The organism is Bacillus sp. RO2, assembly GCF_012911845.1.
Classification (GTDB): domain Bacteria; phylum Bacillota; class Bacilli; order Bacillales; family Bacillaceae_I; genus Sutcliffiella_A.
This window is the reverse complement of the sequence record NZ_JAAXCU010000046.1, coordinates 153,246-166,486: the sequence shown is the minus strand read 5'-3', so window position 1 is coordinate 166,486 and position 13,241 is coordinate 153,246. Positions and strand designations below refer to the sequence as shown.

Below are 13,241 nucleotides of genomic sequence, written 5' to 3'. Positions count from 1 at the left end.
AGAAGGGAGAAACACATATGACACAGCAGCAACCAGAAGTAATTATTGTCGGAGCAGGCATCATCGGATGTAGCATTGCTTACTTTCTTACGGAACAAGGCTGTACAAATGTTCTTGTCATCGATGAAGGAGGAATCTCCTCTGGTGTCACTGGGATTTGCCCTGGAGGTATTCGCCAGCAGTGGGGTACTGAAATCAACTGCATTATGGCGAAAGCCTCTGCGGAATTCTACTATTCTATCAATGAAAGATTAAACCCTGAGTATGAAATAACCTTCCGTAAAGTCGGGTATCTATATACATTTCACTCCGAGGAGGCGGTTGCCAGCTATAAGAGTAATATTACGCTTCAAAATTCCTTAGGTATTCCTACTAAACTTATTACACCATCTGATGCAAAAGAAATAGTACCAGGACTAAACAGCACCAGTTTCTTGGCAGCCTCATTTTGTGATACAGATGGATTTGCTGATGATGCCTACCATGTTACAAACAGCCTGGCTATTGCAGCGAAACAAAAAGGGGTTCAATTCATCTCGGATAAAGTACAAAGGATAGTTAGAGAAGGAGACAGGATTGTTGGTGTGGAATGTAAAACAAGAGGCATGATTCAGGCTGAAAATGTGGTCAATGCCGCAGGGCTTGGCTCTGTAAAATTAGCGGAGACAGCAGGCATTGAAATACCAATAAAAGAAGAGGTTAGAAGAATCCTCTATACAAACCGCCTAGAGGAGCGAGTCCTTGAACCGCTCCTTGTTTCATTTGAAAAGGGATTTGCAGCTAAACAACTCACAGATGGAACCATTTATTGTAGCTATCTAGGTAAAGACTTGAAGCCACCTTATAGCAAGTTCGATTTTCAACTTAGAGCAGCAGAAGTAGGAATGGAACTATTCCCACCTCTTGAAAAGGTGGAATTTCGTAACCACATAGATGGAAGATATGATAGTACCCCAGACCATCAGGCCATTCTTGGTGATATAGATGGATTAGAGGGTTATTATCAAGCAATAGGTATGAGTGGCCATGGCTTTATGATGGCACCAGCTATTGGAAGGACATTGGCACAGACCATTATGAAAGAATCGCCATTTATTGATATTTCTAGTTTGCATTACCGAAGATTTGCCGCCAATCAGCTAGTCTATGAACCTAGTGTCGTCTAAATACTAGAAATATAACAAAGGAGGAAAATCAGATGAAAGCATTTAAATTGACCTTCCCTGAACATGGGATAAGTATACGAGCCACTCTTTTGGAGGATAAAGCTCCGAAAACATGTCAGGCATTTTGGGATATTATCCAGGAGCCTTTAGAAACAAATGGCCGACATGCTATGTACACAGGGAAGGAGATCTCTGTTCAACTTCCAGGAGAAAGAACTGCTTCTACGGATTTGCATGAAGTACCTTCTGAAAACATCACTTGTTTTCCATTGCCAGGAGAACTTCTCTATACTTTTATGCCTGCCTATGCATGGGGAGGAAATCCTCATGCCATCTATGATCTTGGTTGTTTTTATGGACCAGATGCTCGTACGTTTTTCCCAATGGGATGGATTGCTGGAAACCGATTTGCAAAGGTATGGGATGAAGACTTGGAAACATTCGGAGAAATGGGGAGTAAGGCAAATGAAGAGGGAGTTCAGCAGATTGTGATAGAAAGAATATAATAAAAAAAGGGTTGCCTCAGATGGAGTTGTTTCCATACTGAGGCAACCCTTTTTTTAGAGAAAATTATAAAACCAAGGAGTGTAATTCATTAATAGCTTGTCGGATATCTTCTTTTGTATTGTAGAAATGTGGAGCAATTCGGATTACATCCTTCCGAGCCGACACAATAATTCCTTTATCCTTCATTAATTTTTCAATGAGTGGTGCTTGTGCAAAGTATAAAGCGGTATTAGCCCCTTTTTCACTTGATTTCTGAGGGCTCATAACATGAAATCCACGTGATTTGGCATATTCTATTGTAAAGTCTGAGAGGTTCTCTAAGTACTTTTGGATTTCTGTTACCCCTATATCTAAGAGTAATTTCATTGCAGCAGATGCTACATAGGCATTAATCACAGGTGGAGTTCCTGTATCAAAGCGTGAGGAAGAGAGAGAATAATTGTTTTGTTTGACATCAAATGAAAAAGGGTCAGACTGGCTGAACCATCCGGTTACTTTAGGTGTCAATTTTGTTGCGAGCTCTTTCTTAATATAAAGAAAGGCAATTCCGGGAACACCCAGCATAAATTTCTGTGCTCCTGCAGCAAGGAAATCGACATTCATGTCTTTCACATCTATATTAATGTTTCCTATAGATTGATAGGCATCCACAAAAAGATACGATCCCTTCGCATGAGCCAAAGCCGCAATTTCTTTAACATTCTGCTTCCAACCATTGTAATAGGAAACATGCGAAATGCTCGTTAGTAGAGTATTAGTGTCTAAATACTTATCATAATCTTCTAATGAAATGGTATAATCTTTATTACTAGGTATATAGGTTACATTAACACCCAAGCTCTCTTTATTTGTTTGCATCGCATGGCCTATACAGGGAAAATCTAATTCTGTTGTAACAATTTGATTCTTTCCATGATTGACGGGGAAACTGCTCAGAACGGAAGAGATACACTCTGAGACGGAAGACATAATGGCTATATCGTCTACGTCGGCATTAATAAGAGAAGCAAAAAGGTGCTTAGATTCATTGACCTTATTCATCCATAACTCCCAATCCATTCCGTTTTGAATTAAACTTTCTTTATATTCTTCCATCGCATCTATCACTGGCAGTGCAAGAGCACTCTGGGAACAACTGGATAATTGTATCTTTTCGTTTAAAGTGGGAAAAAGCTCCCGATACTGCAATATGGTTTTGGTCAATTCTTTCACTCCTTTAAAATAGATAGTTGAGGTGATAATAATGTTCACTCATTCTGTACAAGAAATTCACTCAGTAACACCTTGGTTAGAAAATCTTCCATTTGATTGGAGCCCTGTCATCCAAAAGGCTTCTATGAAAAAGTATAAGAAACATAAAGTTGTCTTTGATCAAAACGAACAAGCGGATCACTTATATGTCGTCACTTCAGGAAGAGTTAGACTATACTTGATATCCCCCAATGGCGAAGAGAAAGCATTGGCCATCATTGGAAAAAATGGCTTGGTCGGTGAATGTGGCTATTATGATGAAGGGGTTTACTCTACAAGCGCTATCACTGCTTCGGAAGCAACTCTTTACCAAATTCACAAAGAAGAGTTCCGTAACCTCCTGAAAGAGCACTTTAATCTGGTTGAACAAGCGATGTTCCTCTCAACCAGAAAATATAAACTTCTCTGTATGCAAACACTCCAACTAAGTTATAGTAAAGCGATGCCAAGAATTTGCGCATCCCTCATTCAGTGGGCCTTAAACTATGGTACTACCATTGACCAACAAGATATACAAATCTCTATTACTTTTACCCATCAAGAACTAGCGAACCTTATTGGGACAACAAGAGTAACCGTCGTTAAAACCCTGCGTCTTTTAGAGGATGAAAACATTCTACTAAAAAAGAACCGTTTTTATGTAATCAAGGATTTGGAAAAACTTACTGAGCTAGCTCATAAAGAATAATATATTAGCTTACCCTAATAATACGATTTAAAGTTTAAAAATTCTGTAAACTTTTTTACACATAGGTAGATAAAATAATTTCTAGAATCACCCAACAACAGTATATTATGGAAAAGCTGAAAATCAGGAGTAGGTTTTCAGCTTTTTTTATAAGTGTCTGTAGAAGGAGAGGTCCCAATGCCACTGATTGAGCATCAACAATTCATCCAAGCACCTGTTGAAATATGTTTTGATCTAGCAAGGAATGTAGATATTCATACCCAGACGACTTCTAAAACAAAGGAAATAGCTGTTGAAGGAAAGACAGAAGGCTTATTAGAAAAAGGAGATATGGTTACTTGGGAAGCAACTCACTTTGGAATTAAACAAAGGCTAACAGCTAAAGTGACATTAATGGAACCACCTCATAAGTTTATCGATGTTATGGTGCAAGGAGCATTCCATTCTTTTACCCACACTCATCAATTTTTGGAAGCGGATGGTGGGACGTTAATGATTGATCAATTCCAATACAAGTCACCATTCGGTATTATTGGCGTTGCTGCCGATAAGTTGTTTTTAGAGAGGTATATGAGAAAATTCATTGTTTCACGTGCAGCGGAGTTGAAAAAGATTGCTGAAAAGTTGAAACAACATTAAAAGGGTTAAAAATAGGAGATATCAGATGAAAAGAAAACAATTTTTGTTACTTGGTTTGATTGTTGTTTTAGCCTCTTTTTTGTTAGGTTGTTACGAAAAAACAGACATCGACACTGAATGGCAGGAAAGTGCACTTTTTGTATCTGGTGGATATACGATGATTGGTAAGCAGGGGAGAATCGGTTTTATATATGATGATAGTAACAACGATAGATTTTACCCAAACAAAGAACAAAAATATATGTGGCACCTATGGGGAGAAAAAGAGGAACTGGAAGGTGAGTTTAAAGTAATTGCTACCCATGAGGACGGTAGAGAGTCTATTACTTTACTTGATAGGCATTCATTGGGTGGCGCAAACAATGGTGCAGACCAACACGTACCTTCTATGATGTCTCTTCCTGAAAGTGGGTTGTGGAAATTAGACACGTATGTAGGTGATAACTTGTTCGATACAGTATTTGTAAAAGTTCACGAGAAAGAGTAAAGATAAGCATGCACGAGAGTATAGAGGATTCTTTGATGAGAGAACAAATGGAGAAGAAGTTATGATAGAAAATAATTATGATATTAAAGCAAATATTTCGCTAGATAACGAGAATCTAAAAGACGTAATTTCAAAATGGATGGGGGATGACGATTTTACCCAGCACTATTTCTTGAGAGGAGTAAACACTAAATACACTGTCTGCTCGTATGAAGCTTATAAAAATGAAAAGTTAGTGGGTTTAATAACCGCTTGGAAATCTAATTTTCATCCTTATTGTACCTATTTTGCAATGGTTACAGAACCACGTTTAGGATATGAAATTGAGACAGTGTTAATTAGATCTTTAATGAACTACGAAGCTATTAAGTATCCTTTACAAACATCAATTTGGGAGACATCGTATAGGTTAAAAACGTTTTATGAACAAAGTAATTTCATTGAAGTAAGAAGGACCTATATGCCATTAATTCAGATCTCCAACATTAATTTAGAAGTATTCCCATCTCCAGATTTTAATCAAAAGGATATAATGACTTAAAAAGTTTAAGTGTTCAACCAGAACTTAGGAATCAGTTGATCAAACTTGTAAAACAAAATTATGTAAAAGCTCATACTGCAAATCCTGTTGCGGAACTTAACATTGATAAATGGGAAGGCTTAATCTTTAATGAGGATTTAGTTGAAAATGGGAGTTTTATTGTGTTGGAGGAAAATGAAATAATTGCTTACTCTTTCATGGATTATTCTAATGTACCAGAAAAATGGGGGTTTGGTTGGAGAGGTACAAGGGACAAAGGGAATGTTAAATTAATTTTAATACTAACAGTTTACCAAATAAATTTTGCTAAGGAAAAAGGGATTATTTCTATTGAAGCAGAAATAGATTCAACGGATGATTTCTCTATAGAAATGTTAAAGTTCTTTCCATTTGCGCCTGCCCCCACTTTAATTACATTTCATAAAAAGAAAAGTTAACAGAAGTTCGAGTTCGAACCCTATGCTTAATCTATGCAAAAGTATGGTTTTGAATTATCAATTATGGAGAGGTACGATAAATATGGATATTTGTATCCGAGAAGCCATCAAAAGTGATTACAATTCTCTATTGCCGTTATTCAGGAAAGTTCATGAACTGCATGTTTATGAAAGACCGGACTTATACAAAGAGAATACTACTCCAGTGGGTCAAGAGTTCTTTGAAAGCCAGATATCTGATGCCAGGCAGCATATTTTTGTGGCAACTATAGGCAGTGAAATAGTAGGATTCGTTGTGATGAAGGAAGAAGATATAATTGAAAATTCATTTGTGAATGCGAGAAATATACTTTATATAAACAGTTTATGTGTTGCCGAAACACAGAGAAAGACGGGTATCGGAAAAAGAATAATGCAGTATGTTTTTGATTTTGGAAGAAGCTTGAATGTTAAGAGTATTGAGTTGGGGGTATCAGAAAAAAATTCTTCTGCTATTGAATTTTATGAGTCAATTGGTATGGCAACGAAGAGTAGAAAAATGGAGATTATACTGGACTGACCTGGAGGGAGCCATTTGAAATTAACTAAGAATAATGGAAGAGAATTTCTAAATTTCATTAGTATGTCTGAAGAAGAAATAGTTGATTATCTGCCTTTAGCCGGTTCCTTTGCTGTTATTAAATGTGAAGGTAAATATCTTATGTGTTACAACATATGGCGTGAACAATGGGAATTACCGGCAGGGCGTAGAGAAGGCGATGAAAATCCGAAGGAATGTGCGATAAGAGAGTTGTTCGAGGAAACAGGTCAAATAGTAAGTGATTTAGATTTTAAGGGGTTATTAAAATTCCAAAAAGCAATTAGTGGAGAAGTTGGTTACAATCCAGTTTTTTTTACAGAAGTGGAAAGGCTTCAACCATTCATAGAAAATGAAGAATCTTCAGAAATAAGGCTTTGGGACTTAAAAGAAGAAATAGGCTACTTAGATGAAGTGGATATTAGAGTACTTGAATTTATATAATTTATTTATAACTGCTTAGTGTTTATTGCTAATAGATACATATAAAAATAAGGAGAGGTAATATGCCTGTAAGGGATTGTTATTCTAAAAACAAAAATATATCCATTCATTACCTGGAATCAACGGATTATTCTTCTGACCTGACACCATTAGTATATATTCCTGGAGCTTTGGGGTTTGCTGAACATTTCGAGAATGAGATGGGAATTTTATCACCTAGACATTGTTTGTCAATCAGTCTCAGGGGTAATGGGAAAAGCGATGCTCCTCTTTCAGCATATAGCTTGGAAGATCACGTTTCAGATATTAATACAGTGATAAAAGAAAGTCGTCTTAAAGACTATTGTTTAATGGCGTACTCTATGGGAGTACCATTCGCAATTAAGCATGCATCTAATTGCCCTGAACATATAAAAGGGTTAATTATATGCGATTATCCAGCTAAGTATCCTACTATTCCAGAGTCATGGGTTGATACGGTTTTATCAAAGGGATATGTTAAGAAAGAGCGTCAACACGTGGTTAGAGCAATTCAAAAAGAGTCAAAAGAAGTTGAATTATGGGAGGATCTACAGAGGATAAAATGTCCGGTTCTTATTATTAAAGGTGGAACAAACAATTCTCTATTAAAAGAGAGGGCTACAGAAAAATACAAGAATTATGTGAGTAATGTGAATGTGGTTGAATTCTCAGATTCAGGTCACGAATTATGGATCCCTGATTATAGTAGATTCATTAATACTATCACTGATTTTTTAGTGGACTTGGATCGGCTGCATACGTAAATTAAATTTGAAAGGGAGATTAAAATGAAAGCGGTCATTCAAAATGAATTCGGTAATTCAGATGTACTCTTATATACAGAGGTAAAATTACCAAAGATTCGCGCAAATGAAGTCTTAATAAAAGCAGAATATACGAGTGTAAATTATGCAGATATAAAGAAGCGTATGGGGAATAAAGGGAAAGGTGATTTTCCTTTAACACTTGGATTGGATGTTGCTGGGACAATTGAGGAGGTTTCTGATGATTCACCATTCACAAAAGGTGATCGGGTAATAGCTTTTCCGAAAGCTGGATCATATGCAGAGTATGTAGTGGCAAACGAACACCTGGTTTTTAAAATTCCAGATAGTCTTCCTTTCAAACAAGCTGCAACAGTACCGACCGTATCTATTTTGTCGTATATACTAATCCATGAAATTGGCCAAGTAAAAAAACAAGATACCATTGTGATACATAGCGCAGCAGGTGGGGTAGGTTCCATGTTAATACAACTCGCCAAACTAGCTGGTGTAAAGAAAATTATCGGAACAGTTGGAAATCTTAACAAAGAAGATTATGTGAAAAGTTTAGGTGCAGACGTTGTGTGTACCTATGAATCATTTGCAGTAGAAGTTTTAGAGTTAACGAATAATTTAGGTGCTAATGTCATTTTTGATTCTGTTGCTGGTGAGGTTACGAGTAGAAGCTTAGAGTGTTTAGCTTTATATGGCACGCTTGTACAGTTTGGGAATAGCAGCGGCAAAGCAGGAAACTTTAAAACAAGTGATGTTCATAGCAGTTGTAGAAATATCAAAGGGTTTAGCTTGGGAACTACTAGAAAACATGATCCCGCAAGGTTAGCTGATGTAGCAGAGAAAGTTTTAGAACTTTTTGCGTCAGAAAAAATCACGTTACCAATTGCCCGTGTGTTTGAGTTAGAGGATGCAGCACAGGCACATAAGCTAATAGAGAGTCGCAACTATGTAGGGAAGATTTTGATTAAGATGTAGAGAGGAGATTCGCGTTGTGAACGTTTTGTTCTTGTGTACAGATAACTTCACAAGGAGTGTTACAGCTGAATTCTGTATGAAGCATTTTTTGATACAAAATAATATAACCAATATTATGGTTGCTTCAGCGGGTTTTAAAGCTGATAGTGATTTGGGTTCGTTTTCCGATATTCATTTTAATAGGATGAGACACTTAAACATTAGTACGGATGGTTTTTGTAGAACGCCATTTCATCAAACATTGATTGGTGAGTTTGATGTAATTATCGGAATGGGCAAAGAACATAGGGATTACATACAGCAAGAATATAACGAGAAGATTTATCTTTTTAATGAAATTTATAAGGGAGATGAAAGTTCTATAACTGTGCCCCCTCCCGATCAAGATGGTAATTATTTAGTAAAGATTATTGATATGGTGGATTATATTAATGAAGCAATACCGCAGTTAGTAAGGAATCTGAGGGAAAAACACATTATTCAAAGGTGAGATTATTTGTTGAAAAAAAGTCAAAAAATTTATTAATTATCTATCTTTCCGTTTTAGTGACAAGCCAAGTAAAGGGTATACAAGCGTCAAAGCCCTGGTTAGATTACATGCGGAGCTACTGATTACAATGAGAATGGATTAGTTAAAATTGTTTTAAATTTATCTACAGATTGCTTGTATCAAGGAGAAAAAATAAATGAACTTTTCCAATAAGTTTTTCCTCTATACCCTTGTTGCAACTGTATTAGAATTAGTCATTATAGATTGGCTTAACTCACACTTTTACGAGGGAGTGTTCAATTTAGGTATAATAATTCCAGTAATGTCTACTCAAGTGATAGTTGCCTATATCTACACGAAAGAAAGATCAAAGGCTAAATGGGGAAAGCGGACTGTGGGATTATTTTTTTGCTTATCTATTATATTATTTTTCATTGGGAAGCCAACCTATACGTTCGATCAAGCAAAGCAATTGATTTACGAAAACAAAGATGTTTCTACCATTGATGAATACAAGGAAAAAGAGAGTTATCGAAATACGGTGCCAATACATACAGAAGAGTGGCGATTTTTCATTGATTATCGGGATTATCACTTCAAAGCAGAAGAGCGGTTCTTTTTAGTTCATCCACGCACAGGTGAAGTAATAGAGATGAAACAGCCTTATTGGCATTAATAACATTTTTTTGTAGACTGGATTGCCTAAATAAATTATTTGTGCTAATATTCTAAAAAACATACGGAATGTACGGCTGTGAAGAGAAGAGTAATTAAGATACATTATTTCCAGAGAGCTTCGGTAGGTGAGAAGAAGCAATAATGATTTTAATGAAAAAAGCCTCGGAGCCTTTGCACGGATCTAAGATTTAACCTTAGTGATACTGCGACGGGATCTCCCGTTATAGAGATAGGGTATAATTGTTTATTAAAAGCATAAGTACCCGAAGAGGTTGATATGGCAACATGTCAACAAACTGGGGTGGTACCACGAAGTTAACAACTCTCGTCCTCAAGATGAATAATCTTGGGGGTGGGAGTTTTTTTGTTTTTAAAAAATAGTATGGCAGCTTGAAAATATATTAATAAAAATTGGAGTTGAATAAAAATGAATCAAGAACAAAGAGCTCTTAGAATGAAGAAATTAGAGGCTTTAAGGTCGCAGGGGATTCCCGTTTATCCTGAAAGGTACGAGACAAATTACGAGCTATTCGAGGCATCTTTACTTGAGGACGGGACATCAGGGGTCCGGGTTGCAGGAAGAATCATGGGGATTCGACAGTTTAGTAAATTTAGTTTCATCACCATAGCAGACATACAAGGTAAGTTGCAACTTCTTCTGAAAAAAGATGAGGTTGGGGAGCAGGTTATGAGTGATTTCCTGAACTATTTCGATATAGGGGATTTCATTGGTGTAGAAGGAGAGATGTATTCTACAAAAACAAATGAAAAAACGCTTCGGATAGAAAAGTATGCGCTACTAGGGAAAGCGTTACACACACTGCCGGATAAATGGCACGGAGTAACTAATACAGATACACGTTATAGACAACGATATATAGATTTGATGATGACAAAAGAAACACAAAACCGGATGTTAATGCGAACAAAATTAGTGCGTGCTGTTCGTAGATTTTTAGAAGAAAAAGACTTCTTGGAAGTGGAAACACCTGTATTACAACATACTTCTTCTGGTGCTTTAGCACGCCCGTTTAACACGTATCATAACTCGCTAGATACGGAACTTAATTTACGAATTGCTCCAGAGACTTATTTGAAAAGGCTAATTGTGGGGGGATTTACAAAAGTATTCGAATTTGCAAGATGCTTTAGAAATGAAGGAATCAGCCCTCAACATCTTCAAGAATTTACAATGGTGGAAGGCTATGCAGCCTATTGGAATTATGAGGACACGATGAACCTCATGCGTGAAATGATTGTCTATGTCCTCAAACAAACATTTGACTCAACAATCATTAGCATAAAAGGACAATCGATTGATTTTTCATTAGAGTGGAAGGTTGTCTCATTTAGAGATTTAATTTTAAAAGATACAGGCATAGATATTGATTTATATTCAGATGTGAAAAGCTTATATGAAGAAACAAAACGAAGAGATATTTGTTTAGAAGGAGAGGAAATCGAGACATTAGGACGAGGGAACTTCATTGACCTTCTATACAAAAAAATGTGTCGCCCACACTTAATCGAACCAACATTCCTTATTTACCATCCTATTGATCTATCACCATTAGCTAGAGCAAATGATGACAATCAAAAAATAACAGATCGGTTCCAACTTGTAGTAAATGGTGCTGAAATCATCAATGCCTATTCAGAATTAGTCGATCCGGTGGAACAGAGGAAACGATTAGAGGCACAAGCCATTCTAAAAAGTGGCGGTGATATAGAAGCCATGGAGATGGATGAAGACTACTTATTAGCGATGGAATATGGGATGCCTCCGGTTTCCGGTTGGGGGTTTGGGATTGAGAGGTTGCTTATGGTATTAACGGATTGTGAAACAATTAAGGATTGTGTTTTATTTCCGTTAACTAGAAAATAAATAATGATGGAACTGCACCACGAATTGTTAGCTGTATAAAACAATTGTGGTGCAGTTCTTCATTTAAACTTTTCTTTATTTTCCTTTTTTCACTTCATGCAAACGGTCTGGGAAGTTTGTAAATATACCTGTTACTCCCCACTCAATGAGTTCTTTCATATCTTCTTTTTCATTAACGGTATACGGGTGAATTTCAAGACCATTTTTGACGGTTTTTTGGACGTATTCTTGATCAATCATCGAACTGTTAGGACCAATTCCGATTGCATATTTTTTTATAGCCTGTAGCTCAGCATCGGAAATTGCTGCCGGTGATGTGTACCACATAAGTTGTACTAACTTTACAGATGGATCAATTTGGTTCATCTTCGTTAAGCTTGCTGGACTGAAAGACTGAACAAGCAGCTTGTCTTTGTTGATTCCATATTTGTTTACTAATTCTACTAGTGCTTCTTCCATTCCTGGATAGACTTCAGGTGACTTTGTTTCAATATAATAGTTCGCATTTTTCCCAAACTTTTGAAAAACTTCTTCTAATGTAGGCACTTTTAGACCTTCATAAGCCGGGTTAGCTTTCTCAGGATATTTCTCATTAAACCAGCTTCCTGCATCGAGTTGTTTAATTTCTTCAAGCGTATGATCTTTTACTTGGCCAGTACCATTTGTCGTTCTGTCTAATTCTTCATCATGCATGGCAATGAGTTGTCCGTCTTTTGTCATCTGAAGATCTATTTCTATATAGTCTCCATGCATTTTTTCACCCATTTTATATGATGTTATGGTGTGTTCTGGCGCATGACCCGAAGCTCCACGGTGTGCAACGTTAAGGATTTCCTTATTTTTTTCAGATGCATCTGCTGCAAATCCAGTACCCATAATGGATAAACTTAATGCTAGTGCGCCGATTGTTATTTTAAGTCCTTTATTCATGATGTTTACACCCTCCTATTTGTAAATGAACTACTTCTTTACTGTAACAGCGAAGCATGAACGTTCTTTTACAGGGGCGTAAATGGGTCGTAAAGTTTTGAGGACAAAATCAAGAAGGACTGACATATTTGAACCAGCTTCTGTAAATTATCGCTTTAGAGGGCTACTAGTGCTTAAGAATATAAAAATTCTGACTAAAAAGTTGAGTTATGTACCATATTTTGAAATAATTGGTATTAGGTTTTGTTTTAAAGATTGGATGTCAAATAAATTACCGGTCGGATCAAAAATATTTTTTGCAAAGGAAAGAGGCGACATGTTATTAGTGGAAGCTAATGGAGTGATTGTTAAATACCTTGCGATTGTTGAAGGCTGATTTAATTGAGATTATTAGATAAATTGTGCATTTCAATAAATTCATAAAAAGGAGATAAACATGTCTAAAAATATTTCTGAAAAACAACACATAAGAAGTATGGTCACATTTAGTTATCTCACTCTTGCAAGTCTTTTTACATTCGTATTTACTTCAGTATGCATCCTTATTTTACTGGTCCCCATGGTAGGGATTTTAGATTTTACATATTTCCCCTCAAAAGTAGGGATTCCTTTTTGTAATTTCTATGATTTTTTCTGTTCTAGCTTTTAAAAATTTCTTCGGAAAGATATTGATTGTATTTAACCTGTGTCTGATGATCTTTATGATTGTATATGGGCCTTAGATACGCTGATTAATAGACGGCAAA

The 13,241-nt window shown here is 36.4% G+C and carries 17 protein-coding genes and 1 other annotated feature; of the genes, 15 read left to right on the top strand and 2 right to left on the bottom strand.

All coding sequences use genetic code 11. From position 1 onward, the window contains the following. Nucleotides 1–17 precede the first annotated feature (17 nt). A complete protein-coding gene (locus HF078_RS14705) occupies nucleotides 18–1,166 on the top strand; it encodes an NAD(P)/FAD-dependent oxidoreductase (RefSeq protein WP_169291829.1) in 1,149 nt (382 codons plus the stop codon). 32 nt (nucleotides 1,167–1,198) lie between these two features. Continuing rightward, on the top strand, nucleotides 1,199–1,672 hold the full coding sequence (locus HF078_RS14700) for a DUF3830 family protein (protein WP_169291828.1): 474 nt from the start codon (nucleotides 1,199–1,201) through the stop codon (nucleotides 1,670–1,672). Nucleotides 1,673–1,736: 64 nt separating this feature from the next. Here HF078_RS14700 and HF078_RS14695 read toward each other — a convergent pair whose 3' ends face one another. Then, nucleotides 1,737–2,876, bottom strand: coding sequence for an aminotransferase class V-fold PLP-dependent enzyme (locus HF078_RS14695; RefSeq protein ID WP_205831633.1), 1,140 nt, complete (start codon nucleotides 2,874–2,876; stop codon nucleotides 1,737–1,739). A gap of 40 nt (nucleotides 2,877–2,916) precedes the next feature. On the opposite strand from HF078_RS14695, the gene HF078_RS14690 reads away from it, so the two are divergent. From HF078_RS14690 to lysS, 12 genes are all read left to right on the top strand, one after another. Continuing rightward, nucleotides 2,917–3,612, top strand: coding sequence for a Crp/Fnr family transcriptional regulator (locus HF078_RS14690; protein WP_169291827.1), 696 nt, complete (start codon nucleotides 2,917–2,919; stop codon nucleotides 3,610–3,612). A 177-nt stretch (nucleotides 3,613–3,789) separates the two neighbouring features. Then, the gene (locus tag HF078_RS14685; RefSeq protein WP_169291826.1) at nucleotides 3,790–4,251 is read left to right on the top strand and encodes an SRPBCC family protein; all 462 of its coding nucleotides are present in this window, start codon (nucleotides 3,790–3,792) and stop codon (nucleotides 4,249–4,251) included. Between the two features lie 25 nt (nucleotides 4,252–4,276). Next, nucleotides 4,277–4,738, top strand: coding sequence for a hypothetical protein (locus tag HF078_RS14680; protein ID WP_169291825.1), 462 nt, complete (start codon nucleotides 4,277–4,279; stop codon nucleotides 4,736–4,738). Nucleotides 4,739–4,799: 61 nt separating this feature from the next. After that, nucleotides 4,800–5,279, top strand: coding sequence for a hypothetical protein (locus tag HF078_RS14675; RefSeq protein ID WP_169291824.1), 480 nt, complete (start codon nucleotides 4,800–4,802; stop codon nucleotides 5,277–5,279). A 35-nt stretch (nucleotides 5,280–5,314) separates the two neighbouring features. Beyond that, a complete protein-coding gene (locus tag HF078_RS14670) occupies nucleotides 5,315–5,716 on the top strand; it encodes a hypothetical protein (RefSeq protein ID WP_169291823.1) in 402 nt (133 codons plus the stop codon). 82 nt (nucleotides 5,717–5,798) lie between these two features. Continuing rightward, nucleotides 5,799–6,275, top strand: coding sequence for a GNAT family N-acetyltransferase (locus tag HF078_RS14665; protein WP_169291822.1), 477 nt, complete (start codon nucleotides 5,799–5,801; stop codon nucleotides 6,273–6,275). Between the two features lie 15 nt (nucleotides 6,276–6,290). Then, on the top strand, nucleotides 6,291–6,737 hold the full coding sequence (locus tag HF078_RS14660) for an NUDIX domain-containing protein (protein ID WP_205831632.1): 447 nt from the start codon (nucleotides 6,291–6,293) through the stop codon (nucleotides 6,735–6,737). A gap of 62 nt (nucleotides 6,738–6,799) precedes the next feature. Next, nucleotides 6,800–7,522, top strand: a complete 723-nt coding sequence (locus tag HF078_RS14655; RefSeq protein ID WP_169291821.1) for an alpha/beta fold hydrolase — start codon at nucleotides 6,800–6,802, stop codon at nucleotides 7,520–7,522. Between the two features lie 24 nt (nucleotides 7,523–7,546). Beyond that, complete coding sequence (locus HF078_RS14650) at nucleotides 7,547–8,512, top strand: quinone oxidoreductase family protein (protein WP_169291820.1); 966 nt, start codon at nucleotides 7,547–7,549, stop codon at nucleotides 8,510–8,512. Nucleotides 8,513–8,528: 16 nt separating this feature from the next. Next, nucleotides 8,529–9,002: an arsenate reductase/protein-tyrosine-phosphatase family protein gene (locus HF078_RS14645; protein WP_169291819.1), complete on the top strand. Its 474-nt coding sequence runs from the start codon at nucleotides 8,529–8,531 to the stop codon at nucleotides 9,000–9,002. A gap of 196 nt (nucleotides 9,003–9,198) precedes the next feature. Continuing rightward, nucleotides 9,199–9,678, top strand: a complete 480-nt coding sequence (locus HF078_RS14640) for a hypothetical protein (protein WP_169291818.1) — start codon at nucleotides 9,199–9,201, stop codon at nucleotides 9,676–9,678. A 69-nt stretch (nucleotides 9,679–9,747) separates the two neighbouring features. Beyond that, nucleotides 9,748–10,016, top strand: a binding site (T-box leader). Between the two features lie 91 nt (nucleotides 10,017–10,107). Beyond that, a complete protein-coding gene (lysS, locus tag HF078_RS14635) occupies nucleotides 10,108–11,565 on the top strand; it encodes a lysine--tRNA ligase (protein WP_169291817.1) in 1,458 nt (485 codons plus the stop codon). A 75-nt stretch (nucleotides 11,566–11,640) separates the two neighbouring features. Here the strand turns inward: lysS and HF078_RS14630 are convergent, their stop codons facing one another. Continuing rightward, nucleotides 11,641–12,495, bottom strand: coding sequence for a glycerophosphodiester phosphodiesterase (locus HF078_RS14630; RefSeq protein WP_169291816.1), 855 nt, complete (start codon nucleotides 12,493–12,495; stop codon nucleotides 11,641–11,643). Between the two features lie 82 nt (nucleotides 12,496–12,577). Here HF078_RS14630 and HF078_RS14625 point away from each other — a divergent pair, with 82 nt between their 5' ends. After that, entirely contained in the window at nucleotides 12,578–12,871 is a 294-nt protein-coding gene (locus tag HF078_RS14625; protein WP_169291675.1) for a hypothetical protein, read from the top strand. Nucleotides 12,872–13,241: the final 370 nt, after the last annotated feature.